Here is a 16,448-nt window from a genome sequence, read left to right as displayed (position 1 = left end):
CGGGTGAGGAGAAGAGTTATGACTAAAATCTCAATTATCGGAGCAGGCAGTGCATTTACGCGAGAGATCGCTATGGATATCCTGCTGATTGAAGGCTTGGAGGGTGGCACCATTGCCCTGGTTGATATTGACCAGCGACGGCTTGAGTTGGCACGTAGGCTGGTACTTCAAATCGTAGAACGGACAGGAAAGAAGTGGGAGGTGCTTGCCTCTACGGATCGCAGAGAGGTCATCGGCGGTTCACAGTTCGTGATTAACCAAATTGAAGTAGGCGGACTGGAGACGGTTCGTTATGAATATGAAATTCCGCTGAAATACGGGGTTAAGCAGTGCATTGGCGATACACTTGGACCCGGAGGACTATTCAAGACACTCCGTACCCTTCCCAGCTGGATTGAAATCGTGCGGGACATTGAAGCGCTCTGCCCAGACTGCATCATTCTAAACTATACCAATCCAATGTCGGCGGTTACACTCCTGACTTCCCGCATTACGGATATTCCGGTAGTGGGACTATGCCACTCCATTCAGAATACGTCGGCTCAACTGGCCGAATATGCCGGAGTTCCATATGAAGAGATGTCATGGAAAGCCGGAGGTATTAACCACATGTCCTGGTTTGTGGAGCTGTCGCACGCAGGGAGGGATCTGTATCCAGTACTACTGGAGAAAATGAAAACTCCTGAACTGCTGCGGCAGGACCCGGTCCGCTTTGATGCGATGAAATACCTGGGTGCATTCGTCTCGGAATCCAGCGGCCATTTCTCGGAATATATCCCATATTACCGTAAACGCCAATCGCTTATCGACCAGCACTGCAACTCAGGTTATAACGGAGCTACGGGGTTCTACGCTGACAACTGGCCGATCTGGCGGAGAGAGAATGATGAGCAGATCGTTTCACAGCTTGAGGGAACGGTACCGCTTGAGCTGAAATCCAGTAATGAATATGCTGCCATCATCATCGAAGCAGTATTGAAGAATGAGCCGAAGGTCATTTATGGTAACGTTCCTAACCGGGGGCTGATTGAAAATCTGCAGGCTGATGGCGTGGTGGAAGTGGCCTGTCTCGTTGATGGGAAAGGCGTTCAGCCCTGTCGCTTTGGAAGACTGCCCGAGCATTTGGCCGCATTATGCCGCTCGAACATGGCTTTTTTTGACCTGGCTGTAGAAGCTGTGCGGAGGAGTGACAGGGAGATGGCTCGCCATGCACTGATGCTCGACCCACTAACTGCTGCCGTATGCTCCCTGGAGGAGATCGGAAGTATGTTCGATGAACTGTATGAGGCGGAACAGGGATTTGTTCCGGTATTGAAATGATGCAGAGACAACAAACAAGTCCCGTTGTTGTCATTGCTGGCGAGCTAAATGTAGACGTCATTGTATCGGGAACGGATGTCATGCCGGAATGGAATCGGGAGAAAATGGTCGATGGCTTCGAGATTGTACTTGGTTCCTCTTCAGCAATAACGGCCTGTGCGCTGGCAAGTCTGGGAGCGGATGTGAGATTCGTTAGCGTAGTGGGAGATGACGATTTCGGCAAATTCTGTATAGCTGAGCTGCAGCGTATGGGCGTAAATACAGAGCATGTAACCCGATTATCTGGCATCAAGACAGGTGTAACTCTGTCGCTCTCCACACCCGATGACCGCGGGTTGTTAACTTACGCTGGCAGTATCCCATTGTTAACACCGGATTATATCCCGGAGTCCCTGCTACAGCAGGCCGCACATCTTCATTTTGGTTCCTATTATTTACAGGATGGAATGAGACCTCATTGGCGAGAGCTCTTTACAAGATTGCGGGCAGATGGAATCAGCACGTCTTTTGATACCGGTTGGGATGTATCCAATCAATGGGACCGCGAGGGCATAAGTGCACTACTGACGGTGACTGATTTGTTTATTCCCAGCGAGGATGAACTGCTGCACATTTTCCCTGCCGACGGAGTGAGCCATGTGCTTGATTCCATGCTTCCTGATGTGGCGGGTATTGTAGCGGTCAAACAAGGGTCAAAAGGTGCTACACTGCGCGAACTGGACGAAAGTAGAATATCGGCCGAATCTTACACTTTGACGCCCTTCGATACGACAGGAGCAGGAGACTGTTTCAACGCAGGAATCATATATGGATACTTGCTTGGAATGCGAAGCGATGAACTGCTGCGATTTGCCAATGCATGTGGAGCATTGTCCACACTTGGCATTGGTGGCACAGGGAGTTTGCCGACGATGGAGGCTGTTCTTCTTTTGCAGGCTGAGCATGAACAATAAATCCTGATTTTAATCTAACACAACCAAATTGATCAAAGGGAGTTGAGAATATGTTGAAATTCGGTAAAACATTGCTGGTGGGATTAAGTATGGCGGTAGGGATAGGACTGATTTCAGGCATTGAATGGTCCTCATCTGCTGCAGCAGCAGGTACGGATTACTACGTAGCGACAAACGGAAATGACTCCAACACGGGAACGAGCAGCGCTCCATGGAAGACGCTCCAGCACGCAGCGGATGCTGTTCCTGCAGGCAGTACAGTGCATGTTCGTGGCGGTGTGTATAACCAGAAGCTGAAGATCACCCGCTCAGGCTCTGCTTCACAAGGGCCGATTGTATTCACTAACGATGGTACGGAGACACCGATTATTGACGGCACAGGACTTTCGGTTAGCGGGATTGAAGGGTTGATTGACCTGACCGATGTGAATTACGTTACTCTTCAAGGATTTGAAATTCGCAATTATACTACAGCTACCAAGGACGTCATGCCCGTAGGCATTTATGTTCACGGATCGGGCAGCTTTATCAATTTGTCTGGCAACAAAGTCCATGATATCAAAAACACGGCCACTCCAACTGGTAGTGATCTGCTTGGCCGTGACGCACATGGGATCGCCGTATACGGCACAAAAGCACCTGAATCCATTCACGATATTACGATTAGTGGTAATGAACTGTATAATCTTGTGCTCGGCTCCAGCGAATCGCTGGTTCTCAACGGGAACGTGGACACCTTCTCGGTGACGAATAATGTTATTCACGATAACGACAACATTGGCATTGATCTCATCGGTTTTGAGGGGAAAGCGCCGAATACGGCTTACGATCAGGTGCGGAACGGACTCGTGAAGGGCAACAGAGTCTACAATATCACTTCCAACAATAATCCTTCGTATGGGAAGTCACTTCCGAATAACAGTAATGCGGCCGATGGCATTTATGTGGATGGTGGCAAGGATAGTATTATTGAACAGAACTACAGCTACAACAATGATATCGGTATCGAGATTGCGTCAGAGCATGCCGGTAAATCTACCAGCAATATTACAGTACGCAGTAACGCAGTCTACAACAACCGACTCACCGGCATCGCGATGGGCGGTTATGATACTAAACGCGGCTCCACAGTAAACTGTAAGATCGTTAACAATACCGTATACAAAAATGATACGCTTGGCGATGGCAGCGGCCAGCTTTACGTTCAATACGATACACAAAATAACGTAATTAAGAACAACATTTTCGTAGCCAGCTCTACAGATGTATTGATTTACAATGAATACACCAAGAATTCCGGAAACGTTGTGGATTATAATCTTTATTTTGCCCCTGCCGGAAGCAATGGAGCCAGCTGGACATGGAAAAATAAAGATTACACAGGATTCTCCGCTTATAAAACGGGAACTGGCAATGACGCGCATTCCTTGTTCATTGATCCCATATTTGTGAATGCTTCGGGATACGATTTCCATCTTCAATCTACATCTCCAGCAATTGATGCCGGGAACACGGACAATGCAATTATTGGAACACTGGACATTGAGGGGAAACCAAGAGTACAGGGAGCTGCTGTGAATATCGGCGCTTACGAGTGAGACTTATAACCTAACGGGAAGACTCTCCCGAAGGCAATCCAACAAAGGCAGCTGAGTAATCAGCTGTCTTTGTTTTATTTTATTTTAAGAGTACTAACCCATTTTAAATAGCTGTACCTGAATTAGACCTTACGTAAACTCATATTTAGGTAGGGAGCGGCATTTCCATTTCGAGCCAAGGATAGTAAAATCGGTTATAGCATGATTAATGCTAAGGTTAATTCACAACTGTAGCGAAGAAAGGAGGGGATGGAATGAAACTCGGTTTTATCAAGTACAGCATGATTATCTATTGGGCCATAATCTTAATGCTAGTTTTGAGTGCGTGTTCCCGATCAGAGCAAAATGTAAATCCGTCACTCCCACAACCCGCTCATCCTAAACAACAGCCAGCTGAATACAGGCCAAACCCTGATGAACCCGGATGGAAGCTTGATAACACACCTGTGGATTTGACCTGGTTTGTGGGTGCGAACTGGTATGGTCACACATGGGGTGAGAGCATAACCTCCAAGATTGTAACTGAGAAAACAGGTGTCAACATTAAATTCGAAATGCCATCCGGCGAAGCCAGTGAACAAATTGCGCTCATGATGGCCTCCGATAAGCTGCCGGATTTGATAACAATAGGTTCGTGGGAAAGTGCGATTAATAAGTTGTGGGAAGGAGATCAGGTATATGCCTTAAATGAATTGGCGGAGCAATATGATCCTTACTTTTTCAAGGTCGCTGGGGACGGTGCATTGAAGTGGTATCGTCAGGAAAACGGCAATACATATGGCATTCCAAATGATTCATACAGCCCCAGCCTGATGCAGGCCACTGGTTTGACGGCTGCGAACCAAACCTTCTTGGTGCGAAAAGATCTGTATGAGGCTATGGGAAGACCGGATTTGAGCACTCCGGAAGGCTTTCTGAACGCACTGCAATTGTTAAAGGATCAGTATTCTGTGTATAAAGGTCAGCTCATCAGTCCTTTCTTTGCTCAGGGGAATGTCTCTTACGGAATGACTGATTACCTGCAAAACCTGCTGGCTATTCCGCATGAAAAGGACGGCAAATTTAACGACCGTATGACCGACCCGGACTATATCACCTGGCTAAAAACCTTCCGCACAGCATATGAGCGAGGCTTGATTAATGTAGATTTTCTGGTGGACTCGAATGCTCAGGTAGAGGAAAAAACCAGTAATGCCCGTTATTTTATGATGATTCGCGAGTGGACTGGTATGGCGGCTATCAATCCGATCCTGGCTGCGGGTGCATATCCGAATTCGTACTACATCGCTGTGGATGGACCGCAAAACAGCCACGGTGATTCCGCCAGACTGTTCCCTGGCAACATGGACGGCTGGATGGTTACGATGATTAGCAAATCCACCAAGAGTCCTGAAAGAGCCATCCGATTTTTGAGCTATTTAGCGAGCGAAGAAGGCCAAAGGGATGTATTTCTGGGCAAAGAAGGCGAAACATGGGCGGTGAGGGATGGCAAACCGCAGTTGACAGCCGAAATGGTCCAATTGCTTGACACAGATAGGGAGCGTCTGGAAAAGGAATACGGTATCATGGATACCTACTGGATGCTGCGCAACCCTGCTTTCGTTAACCAGTGGAGACCAGAAAAGGCGGCATCCGTTAAGCAAATGGAGGAGTTCGCGAATAAACAGGCGGATATGGACAGCGGCATCTATAAGGGAATAGATCCTGTTGGAGATTCCGATATAGCCTTATCCTGGTCGCGTATTTCTCAGAATTGGGAAGAAGTTCTGCCTGAACTGATTACTGCCAAAGATGAAGCTGCTTTTGATAAAATATTCGAGAATTTCTTGGCCCGCCGTGTGAATTACGGTTTTAATCAGGTAATGGAGTACCGTCAGACCGAGCTGGAAGCGAGAAAAGCTAAGATGGCTGAATAATCATTTCCTAACAACCTCGCTTTCTATCGACTAACTTGTAATATATGGTATAACAAAGGTGGTGAGGATTTCAGAGTGAATTACCTACTGACTAGATTGAGGAAACTTTACCGCAATGCCCGTATATCCCAAAAGCTGTTTCTGGCGTTCAGCCTGATGATTGCCATTCCCGTTATTTTAGTATCCTTTTTATATATTCGCATGCAGGAAACCCAGCTATACAAGGACGCTATGTCAGCGGGCAACAGCCATGTTTCATGGTTAAACGAACAATTGCGCAGCAGAATGGACATCATTGAGAACGCTTCCAACACGGCGCTCACTCAAAAGTCATTTGTGGATTTTATTCATTCCAATATGCTTGTGGATGGACTACGACTGGTGAAGTTTAAGCAAAACCAATTTGAGCAAATGCAAAATATCATTCAGAGTAATGCGATGATCAGTGAGCTCAGCTTTTACGTGGATAACCCGAACTTGTATGAAATCTGGCCTGAAATCTATCATTATCAGAAATTTTGGCCGCAAGATTACTGGGCTAAGCTTCGGGATGAAGGTGGTGCGGCTTACCGCTTATTTTCTTTTAAGGATGGTGAACATACGCTATCATACTACCGGCTGGTTCGCCTTCAGGGTCAGGAGAAAAAAAGGCCTAGTATTATGGAAATTCGCGTTCCACACAGTATGTTTTTCAGCGATCTGCTCCAGGAGAGCAAGGGAGACTTCTTCTCTGTTTTAATGAACGAAAGCGATCCTCCCCAATATGTTTATAATCCTGAGCATGAGTTTTCTCGAAAAGCCGGAGAAGGACTGGACGAAATCCTTGGTGGTATTCATCGCCAGCTGGATGTACTGCCACAGGAAAGTCCCGTTAAGATTAAGGTAGGTGATCAGAGCTACTATGCACTGTACCGATATATCGCTCCGCTAAATACTTATGTGGTCGATATCGCCTCCCATCAGGCATTGATGAAGGGGCCACGCAGCTGGTATGCATTTGTGGTAACGATTACATTATTTGTTCTGCTGCTCATCATGCTGCTCGTATCACATACAACTCGGCGCATTTTCCGACGGCTGGACAATGTACTGGCTTCAATGCGTCAGGTACGAAAAGGAGAACTGGATGCAACGATTGATACCGGCCTTGATGAGAACGAAAGAGGGGATGAGATTGATGAAGTGGCTGTGAGCTACAACAAAATGTTACATGAGGTTAAACGTCTGATGACACAGGTCGTGGATAAACAATTGATCGCCAAAAATGCACAGCTGCATTCACTGCATTCGCAGATCAACTCTCATTTCTTGTATAACGCACTGGAATCTATTCGAATGCTCGCGGAGGTTCAACGGCAACCTGCTATTGCGAATTCATTGGTATCATTAGGTTCGCAACTTCGCTACAGCATGCAGTGGCGCAGCGATACGGTTGCGCTTCGCGAGGAACTTGCCAACATTCAAAGTTACGTTCAATTTATTAATTTAATGGAAGGCGGCAGCATCATATTGAGGGCAGATCTTCCGCAGGAGGTGCTCCGCTATGCAATTCCTAAAATGTGCATGCAGCCTATCGTTGAAAATGCAGTGCATCACGCTGCACCATCAGGCGGGAGTGTGTGTATTCAGATCACCGTTTCAGTGGAGAATGACCGCTTGCTCATTAACATACGAGATGATGGTGAGGGGGTAGACCCGGAGATGTTAGTACGACTGCAAGGGGCACTGCGGGGAGACTCGGATTCGCCGATTGTTACCAGCAAGAACGGACTTGGTTTGGAAAATGTGAATAAGCGGCTGCAGCTTCATTATGGCGAGGATTACGGTCTTTGGATTGATAGTGTTCAGGGCGTTTATACCTGTGTAACGATACGTTTGCCTTGGGAAAATGTAAATCTTGGAGGGTGGTAGGAGTGATCAATATTCTGGTTGTGGACGATCAAAAGCATATCCGTGACGGTCTGCAGGCGATGCTGCATCAATTTCCTCTGGAGCTGAACAATATTTACTGTGCCGCAAGTGGGATGGAGGCGCTAATCCTTTTACGCCAGCATAACATTCACATTGTTATTACTGATATTATGATGCCGGACATGGACGGGCTGGCACTGATGGCACAGACCAAAGAGGAGCGCATCGAGGTGGAATACCTCATTATTAGCGGTTATAGTGATTTTACATATGCTCAAAAAGCCATCGAACTTGGGGCAAAGGGATACTTGTTAAAACCTTTGAAGCGAGAGGATCTGCAAACTTCACTAGAGCATGTATGGCAAGAAATCCAGACACGGCAGGCTCTTACGCACAACATTCAGCATATCTCCCGTCTCGCCCGAGAGACTGATCGTAAAGAATTACGAATGTTTATGCGGGGAGCATTAAACGATGAGGCTTGGATCCTCCAAATCCAGGAACAAAATCCTTCGCTTTGGCACAATTATCGCTTATGTTTGCTGCGAGAGAAATGTTGGATCAACCAGCCGGGTTCCAGCAGCGTCCATAGCATGGAAGCTATTGCTTATGGTGTGTTCGGTAGACAAGGTTGCGTTTGCCTGCAACACAGCCCGCATCTGATCCTCGCAGTGAGTGCAGCCATAGACCCGGAGGCTTTGCCAGCGGCGCTCAAGGAAGGAATGATCGATGCGATAACCGTTATGACTGACCCGCAGCAAGGATTGAAGACGTTGCCCGGCAGTTATACACAAGTACATGAGTTATTCCACCATAGTTATCTGTTTCCAGATCAATATATCATCCTGCCAGCAGCTATTGAGCATATGGAGCAGCAGTGGCAACTCCCTTATGAAGAGCTTTATGAACTGTTCCAGTCTGTTGGGACTGACGATAGTGGTAAAATTGCTCAGGGCGTGTCCGCAATATTTCATAAAAATGTGCTGCAACGCTATCATATTCGCTATACCCAACAGCTCTGCGGCGCCACAGTGCAGATGATGGAGGAATACGAACGAGTTGTTCGTCCCTACATGGGTGAAGAATCGCTGGATCTTGAATCTTTGCGTAATCTCTTTGATTATCCGGGGATGCGCGATTATATTCAAGCGCTGCAACAGCAGCTGCTTCGACTGAATCAGTTTTATTTTGAATATAAGCACAGTTATCGCAATTCTCAGGATCTAAATGAAGCCATCCGTTTTATACACGAAAGCTATCATAAGCCGCTGGACCTTGCGATGGTATCCAATCATGTGTCGCTTAATTACGCCTATTTCTCAAATCTGTTCAAGAAGAATATTGGCAAAGGTTTTGCCGAATACCTGAGAGATGTACGTATGGATAAAGCGCGGCGTCTTCTAGCCGAAACCGACCATAAGATTGTTGAAGTGGCTGCTATGGTAGGCTATGAAAGCTACAAAAGCTTTACACGAGCGTTCCGCCTTGCGATGGAAATTCAACCCACAGAGTATCGACAAATGATGCGCCAAAAGGTAGAACGTGAAGTGCAATACCACAGTACAAATATATAAATTGAATCAAAACCCAAAAAAATGGGATATAACAAAAATAATTGTACCTTTTCAGCAGTTTATCCTATTCGATAGAATAAAGATGTTCCCCGATGTAAGCGATTACCTTTAAACGCATAGATTGGGAGAAACTATTATCCTATCAAAGGAGGGCAATTATGAAACCATCTCACTTTACGGAGAAACGGTTTATGAAAAAGGTACTTGGTTTGTTCTTAGTGGTTGTGATGCTGGCCAGTGTTGGTGTGCTGCCAACTACAAAAGTTCAAGCAGCTGGAACGACAGTTACCTCAATGGAATATTTCTCACCAGAAGATGGACCTGTGATTTCAAAATCTGGCGTTGGCAAAGCCAGCTACGGATTTGTTATGCCTAAGTTCAATGGGGGGGCCGCTACCTGGAATGATGTTTACAGTGACGTGGGTGTTAATGTGAAAGTGGGTAACAACTGGGTTGATATTGATCAAGCCGGAGGTTATATCTATAACCAGAACTGGGGGCACTGGAGCGATGGAGGATTCAATGGTTATTGGTTCACCCTTTCCGCAACAACCGAAATTCAACTGTACTCCAAAGCGAATGGGGTTAAGCTTGAATACCAACTTGTATTCCAAAATATTAACAAAACAACCATCACAGCGATGAATCCGACACAAGGGCCGCAAATTACAGCAAGTTTCACAGGCGGTGCAGGCTTTACATATCCAACGTTCAACAATGATTCTGCGGTGACCTATGAAGCCGTAGCTGATGATTTGAAGGTATATGTAAAACCCGTAAACAGCAGCACATGGATTGATATTGACAATAATGCAGCCAGCGGCTGGATTTATGATCACAACTTTGGCCAATTCACCGACGGTGGAGGAGGTTACTGGTTTAACGTAACGGAATCGATCAACGTCAAATTGGAATCAAAGACTTCCTCGGCTAACCTTGTTTATACCATTACGTTTAATGAACCTACAAGAAATTCATATGTCATTACGCCATACGAAGGTACAACCTTCACAGCAGATGCGAATGGTTCGATTGGAATTCCACTTCCCAAAATTGATGGGGGTGCGCCAATCGCCAAGGAACTGGGCAACTTTGTATACCAGATTAACATCAATGGACAATGGGTGGATTTGAGTAACTCCAGTCAGAGCAAGTTTGCATACTCGGCTAATGGCTACAACAACATGTCTGATGCCAACCAGTGGGGATACTGGGCCGATTATATCTATGGTCTTTGGTTCCAGCCAATTCAGGAAAATATGCAGATTCGTATCGGATATCCGCTGAACGGACAGGCGGGTGGAAATATTGGTAACAACTTCGTCAACTATACCTTCATCGGCAATCCAAATGCTCCGCGTCCGGATGTATCCGATCAAGAGGATATCGCAATCGGAACTCCAACCGACCCGGCTATCGCGGGCATGAATCTTATCTGGCAGGATGAATTTAACGGAACTACGCTGGATACAAGTAAATGGAACTATGAAACAGGCTATTATCTCAATAACGATGCTGCTACCTGGGGATGGGGAAATGCAGAACTGCAGCACTACACAAACAGCACCCAAAATGTATTTGTACAGGACGGAAAGTTGAATATCAAGGCTATGAACGATAGCAAATCTTTTCCGCAGGATCCGAATCGGTATGCACAGTATTCCTCCGGTAAGATTAACACCAAGGATAAACTTTCCTTGAAGTACGGCAGAGTAGATTTTCGTGCCAAGCTTCCTACTGGTGATGGCGTTTGGCCAGCACTGTGGATGCTTCCAAAAGATTCTGTATACGGCACATGGGCTGCATCAGGTGAAATCGATGTTATGGAAGCGAGAGGACGTCTTCCAGGGTCTGTAAGCGGTACTATACACTTTGGTGGACAATGGCCCGTGAACCAGTCTTCGGGTGGCGATTATCACTTCCCAGAAGGGCAAACTTTTGCCAATGATTATCATGTGTACTCCGTAGTCTGGGAAGAAGACAACATTAAATGGTATGTAGACGGTAAGTTTTTCTATAAAGTCACTAACCAGCAGTGGTATTCCACAGCTGCACCGAACAACCCGAACGCGCCTTTCGATGAGCCGTTCTATCTTATTATGAACTTGGCAATCGGTGGAAACTTTGACGGGGGCCGTACTCCGAACGTGTCCGATATCCCGGCAACTATGCAAGTAGATTATGTACGTGTGTATAAAGAACAGTAATAAAACAGCCGTTTGCGCGATTGGGGTCGTGTCGAGGCCATTCACCATAGTTATCGGTGATGAGGCAAATTGAACGGAGAAGACTGGAAGACCAACAACAGAAATGTTGTTGGTCTTTTGGTTTGAGAAGGTAGCTGGTTAGTCTTAAGCGAAACTAATCTTTTCTACAATAATGAAGCAACCTTCGTTCAACAATTGAACGAAGGCTGCTTGTAATTCCATGAAAATGCTTTTAATGACGGGAATATGATTGCGCTGGTACTACAGAGGCCTCTTCACGAACTGCCGCTTGTACTGTTGGACGTGTTACCCCAGCTGCTTCTTCACGAACTGTGGCTTGTGCTGCCGAACGTGTTACTACAGAAGATTCTTCACGCACAGCCGCCTGTGCAGATGGACGTGCCACTACAGCTGCTTCTTCGCGAACTACCGCTTGTGCTGATGGACGTGTTACTACAGGCGCTTCTTGACGGGCTACCACTTGGGCATCCGAACGCGGAACCACCGAAACTTCATCACGAGCTGTCGCTTGAGCTGTTGGGCGTGCTACCACTGGGGAATCTTCACGATCTGATGGGCGTGCTGCTGCAGGAGCTTCTTCACGGACAGTCGTTTGCTGTGATGGACGCGTTACCGCGGAGGCTTCCTCACTCGAAACCACCCTCGGAGTATTGCTGGAAGCCCAAGCTGTTGTCACTGTACTAATTGCAGCAACGACGAATAGCGTCGATATCGCTACAACAAAGGTTTTCTTTTTCACATTCTTTACGTTAAGCATAAAAGTTAATCTCCTTTTTAGTTGTTTGCCATCCCCGGATAAAGAGGAGCAGAATTGTATAGGTAGATTCCTTGATCCTGCCACTACGTTCAGGATGGTTTCCCCATATCGTTTACGATCCGCAAGGGACATTCCCTTTACAACTTCTTCATCGCAGGACAGTTCACTCCACGTATGAATATCTTTCGAAAGCATATGAACCAATGGATTGAACCAATGCAATGCACGGGCTACTAATATGAGCGCCTTGATCCATAGATCTTTCCTTTTCAGGTGGATCAGTTCATGATGGAACACCATACCGATATCCACACTTTCAGAATTCTTCAGAGGCAGATAAATAGTAGGTTTCCTCAATCCAATTAAAAAAGGACTGCGAATTAGAGCGCTGTAAGCAAGACGAACCTCGCTCTTGAGACCCAGATTCTCCTTGATTACAGGGAGCAGCATAGCAACATCGCTAGTCTTCGGAACGCTGGTTCGCGTAAGTTTTAATGTCTTGAGAAACCTGTGATAACAATATGTTTGCCATGCTACAAAAGCTATGGTCCCGATTCCCCATAAGCATATAAAAGCGAGAGCTACGTTTGCTGAAATGGTCTGTACCTGGATGGCAGGAGCCGGATTGAATGGTCCAGGTAAAACTTGTTGAACATTTAAGGGTAACTCGTTTAATGTAGTACTGGATGTAAACAATGAAAAAATCCAATGAAAGACCAGAAAGATGGGCAATAGATACAAAGCTAAAGCCATTTTCCCAATTCCAAAACGCCATTTTGCAGGAATGACTTGAAAGGGAGCAAGGCGCAAAGACAGAATGAAAGCGACAACGACACTTCCGGCAACAGTCAGCGTAGACAGTAACACAAGAATGGTATTCATAGACTACACCTACTTTTCTGAAAACCATTGTCTCAGCTCTGCAATGTCTTGATCAGAAAGCTTGTCGCCATCATACAAAGCTGAAATCAAATTTTTTACAGAGCCTTGATATAATCCATCCAGGACTTGTTGTGCCTCCAATAGCTTGTAGTCTTCGGGCGAAATACGGGGGACATACTTGTTGGTACGTCCATCCCTTGTAGCTGTAAGAGCCCCTTTGTCTACTAGCCTAGAGAGAAAGGTGGAGATGGTTCGCGCCTTCCATGCTTTACCCCTTAGGGAAAACATGTTCAGCAGTTCGGTGGAGGTGACAGGTGGCTCACACTCCCAGATCACTTCCATCAGCTCCATTTCAGTATCCGATAATTTTTGAAGATGGTTCACAGTGAACACTCCTTAACTTCGTTATGCGTCCATATCGAAGGTTATTACTACACTACGTAGTAGATATAAATTACTACAACGTGTAGTAGATAGTCAAGTATTGAATGGATGCTGCGGAATCAGAGGCAGGTCTGTACTAGCTATCAGCTCAATCTTTGATTGATTATAATGCAGAGACGAATGTCTGGAGTATATACTTAGTCATAAATTCTGAAATCACTATAGAGGAGAAATGATATGAATCTGTTTCATATACAATCTACATTGCAAGAGATCGATTGGACCGCATCGTTCCTGGAGAATAACTTTATCGGTATTGGTTGGCCGGCGACAGGAGATTTGGAGCATGAGCCTGCAGAAGAATGGAAAGAGCAATTAGTTCAACGCTACAGGATAGGAAAGACGGAAATTCGTGATGTCCTGGACACGCTCCATACTTTTGCCTACGTCATGCAGGACGGGGATTATGTTTTGATAAATGATGATGAATGGACATATGTAGGGGATTTGGGTGATTATTTTTACGATGATTCCAACGGAACCGGAGAGGAATACATATGCCACCGACGAGGCGTTACCTGGCTGGGACGCATTCCCTTAGCAGAGTTAAATGATAAAGCACTTGCACTTGTGAGTCATTACTCAATCATTGCGAAATTCGAACACCCAATTATACAGGCTCAACTGGAGCCCTGGGTTTCGATCACCTCTGTAGCCACTGAAGGAGATAATCATTCTTCAGTTAGAGTAGATGAAGGCACTATTCAAGAAGCACTCAATGTTCTAAAAAAGGCATTGCATAGCGAAGAAGAGGACCTGCGAATCCGTGCAGCAGCGGCAATTTTACAATACGCCAAATCCTAGGGCTTTCTCACTTTGTTTTCTTTAATATCGGGCTTTCTAGTAATGGAGAAGAGGTGGGACAAAGGACATATGTATATGAGTTAAATAATAGTTAGTGTTGACCAGACGCCAAATGGTGTCATAATATTTAAGCGACACTACATGGTTTCGAATGAAATTAACTTCCTTTTCTTGGCAATCATATGTAAGAGAGAATTTTTTTAGAAAACACAATAAAATGATTAGCATGATGAAGGATGGTCCCTGATGACAACTAATAAAACTAATCCCAAGGTGGATGAATATTTAAACAAAGCAAAGAAGTGGAAGGAAGAATCAGAGAAGCTAAGAGAGATCGTTCTTTCCTGCGACCTGACCGAAGACTTTAAGTGGATGCATCCTTGTTACACGTTGGAGAATAAAAACATCGTTATCATTCATGGATTTAAGGAGTATTGTGCGCTTCTTTTCCATAAAGGAGCCTTGTTAAAGGATAAGCAGGGTATTCTAATTCAACAAACAGAAAATGTACAAGCTGCTCGCCAGATCCGGTTCACCAATCTTCAACAAATCGTTGACATGGAAACCATCCTGAAAGAGTACATTCTTGAAGCCATTGAGGTTGAAAAGGCCGGATTGAAAGTGGAACTCAAAAAGAATACAGAATATGTTGTTCCAGAAGAGTTTCAAACGAAACTGGATGAAAATCCTGCTTTGAAAACGGCTTTTGAAGCACTGACACCTGGACGTCAACGAGCATACCTTTTTTATTTTTCCCAACCGAAGCAATCCAAGACTCGCGTGTCCAGGGTGGAGAAATCTACACAGCAAATTCTGGATGGAAAAGGGTTAAATGATTAAACCGTTAATTTAATTTGGGAAGCAGCTGTTTTAAAATTCATTTATATGCGTTGAAGCACCTGCCTTGGTAGGTGTTTTTTTGTTTTGTCTTTTGTCGAATATGAAATCATCTTGTCAAATGTACTATTGCATGGTATCGTTGATAACGATTATCAATATCATTTGAAAAAGGTGGGTTTATTTTGCTGAAACGAAGAAATTCGATATGGATTATATCTGCATTGATTGTATTGCTCGTACTGAGTGCATGTGGTCAGTCCGCAACATCAAGCAATACAACGGAGACCGCAAACACAACCGGAGCTGCGGACAAGGAATCATCAACCGGCTCAACTTCTGCGTCTGATGCCGATACTACAACAGGTGCCGAAGGAGAGACTGTTACATATCAATCGGATGCAGGTGAAGTGGAAGTACCTGTGGAGCCGAAACGAATTATCGATCTGACCGCATTTTCAACAGGGTACTTTGTTGCACTCGATGCTCCAGTCGTCGGAGCCTTGTCAGGTGCAATAAACAACAAGTACATCAAGGATCAGCTCAAAAGTGAGGGGACAACAGATCTGGGAGAGCAGCCAACAGCTGAGCAACTAATCAGCCTAAAGCCTGATCTGATCATCGCATACACAGGTACGGAAGGTCTCGACAAGTTGTCGCAGATTGCACCAGTGGTACAGTTACAATATGGTAAGCGCAATTTCAAGGATCTTATGTTGGAGATGGGCAAACTGACTAATAGAGAAGCCGAAGCAAAAGACTGGATCACACAATGGGAAGCGAAGATCAATGAGTTGAAGCCAAAAGTGCTTGCCGCTGTAGGAGATCGTACAGTCTCCATTTTGAATCCATACGCCAAAGGATTATTTGTATTTGGTCATAATTACGGTCGTGGCGGTGAAATACTCTATGACGAATTTGGCCTGAAGGCACCAACAAGGGCTCAGACAGAGGCAATTGATAGTGGCACAGGCTGGGCCTCAATATCGATGGAAGTGTTACCGGAATATGCAGGCGACATCATCTTCACTAGCCCTTGGTCAGGAGATACAACCGATCCGAAGATTGTTTACGATAATACGGTGTGGAAAAACCTAACTGCGGTCAAAGAGGGCCATGTGTTCCAGCTTGATCCGACCTCTGATACATACAACGACCCTGTATCGCTTGAAGGTCAGCTGAAGTTTATTTCGGATAGCCTGCTTTCGGTGAAGTAGCCCTTGA

12 protein-coding genes are annotated in these 16,448 nt (G+C 45.5%); 10 read left to right on the top strand and 2 right to left on the bottom strand.

Going from position 1 to position 16,448, the window contains the following annotated elements:
* Positions 1 to 18 precede the first annotated feature (18 nt).
* The 7 genes from melA to ACR1R9_RS12070 all read left to right on the top strand — a co-directional run bounded on the left by melA (position 19) and on the right by ACR1R9_RS12070 (position 11,479).
* Entirely contained in the window at positions 19 to 1,320 is a 1,302-nt protein-coding gene (melA, locus tag ACR1R9_RS12100) for an alpha-galactosidase (protein WP_433923601.1), read from the top strand.
* Positions 1,317 to 2,273 (top strand): carbohydrate kinase family protein, encoded by a 957-nt coding sequence (locus tag ACR1R9_RS12095; RefSeq protein WP_433923602.1) that lies wholly within the window; start codon positions 1,317 to 1,319, stop codon positions 2,271 to 2,273. The genes melA and ACR1R9_RS12095 overlap by 4 nt, the downstream gene beginning before the upstream one ends.
* Before the next feature lie 50 nt (positions 2,274 to 2,323).
* Positions 2,324 to 3,871: a choice-of-anchor Q domain-containing protein gene (locus ACR1R9_RS12090; RefSeq protein ID WP_433923603.1), complete on the top strand. Its 1,548-nt coding sequence runs from the start codon at positions 2,324 to 2,326 to the stop codon at positions 3,869 to 3,871.
* 254 nt (positions 3,872 to 4,125) lie between these two features.
* Entirely contained in the window at positions 4,126 to 5,787 is a 1,662-nt protein-coding gene (locus ACR1R9_RS12085) for an extracellular solute-binding protein (RefSeq protein WP_433923604.1), read from the top strand.
* A 96-nt stretch (positions 5,788 to 5,883) separates the two neighbouring features.
* Positions 5,884 to 7,698: a sensor histidine kinase gene (locus ACR1R9_RS12080; protein ID WP_310853018.1), complete on the top strand. Its 1,815-nt coding sequence runs from the start codon at positions 5,884 to 5,886 to the stop codon at positions 7,696 to 7,698.
* A gap of 2 nt (positions 7,699 to 7,700) precedes the next feature.
* On the top strand, positions 7,701 to 9,272 hold the full coding sequence (locus ACR1R9_RS12075; protein WP_433923605.1) for a response regulator transcription factor: 1,572 nt from the start codon (positions 7,701 to 7,703) through the stop codon (positions 9,270 to 9,272).
* 158 nt (positions 9,273 to 9,430) lie between these two features.
* On the top strand, positions 9,431 to 11,479 hold the full coding sequence (locus ACR1R9_RS12070; RefSeq protein ID WP_433923606.1) for a glycoside hydrolase family 16 protein: 2,049 nt from the start codon (positions 9,431 to 9,433) through the stop codon (positions 11,477 to 11,479).
* A 232-nt stretch (positions 11,480 to 11,711) separates the two neighbouring features.
* Here the strand turns inward: ACR1R9_RS12070 and ACR1R9_RS12065 are convergent, their stop codons facing one another.
* Positions 11,712 to 13,139, bottom strand: a complete 1,428-nt coding sequence (locus tag ACR1R9_RS12065; RefSeq protein ID WP_433923607.1) for a M56 family metallopeptidase — start codon at positions 13,137 to 13,139, stop codon at positions 11,712 to 11,714.
* Between the two features lie 9 nt (positions 13,140 to 13,148).
* Positions 13,149 to 13,523, bottom strand: a complete 375-nt coding sequence (locus tag ACR1R9_RS12060) for a BlaI/MecI/CopY family transcriptional regulator (RefSeq protein ID WP_433956445.1) — start codon at positions 13,521 to 13,523, stop codon at positions 13,149 to 13,151.
* 237 nt (positions 13,524 to 13,760) lie between these two features.
* On the opposite strand from ACR1R9_RS12060, the gene ACR1R9_RS12055 reads away from it, so the two are divergent.
* The 3 genes from ACR1R9_RS12055 to ACR1R9_RS12045 all read left to right on the top strand — a co-directional run bounded on the left by ACR1R9_RS12055 (position 13,761) and on the right by ACR1R9_RS12045 (position 16,441).
* Positions 13,761 to 14,387, top strand: coding sequence for a hypothetical protein (locus tag ACR1R9_RS12055; RefSeq protein ID WP_433923609.1), 627 nt, complete (start codon positions 13,761 to 13,763; stop codon positions 14,385 to 14,387).
* A gap of 246 nt (positions 14,388 to 14,633) precedes the next feature.
* Positions 14,634 to 15,227 (top strand): YdeI/OmpD-associated family protein, encoded by a 594-nt coding sequence (locus tag ACR1R9_RS12050; protein WP_326065545.1) that lies wholly within the window; start codon positions 14,634 to 14,636, stop codon positions 15,225 to 15,227.
* 182 nt (positions 15,228 to 15,409) lie between these two features.
* A complete protein-coding gene (locus tag ACR1R9_RS12045; protein ID WP_083678842.1) occupies positions 15,410 to 16,441 on the top strand; it encodes an ABC transporter substrate-binding protein in 1,032 nt (343 codons plus the stop codon).
* The last annotated feature ends 7 nt before the right edge of the window (positions 16,442 to 16,448 follow it).

This window comes from Paenibacillus taichungensis, from assembly GCF_050994985.1.
GTDB classification, from domain to species: domain Bacteria; phylum Bacillota; class Bacilli; order Paenibacillales; family Paenibacillaceae; genus Paenibacillus; species Paenibacillus taichungensis.
Note: the sequence above shows the minus strand (reverse complement) of the source record. Positions and strands in the feature narration are given on the sequence as shown.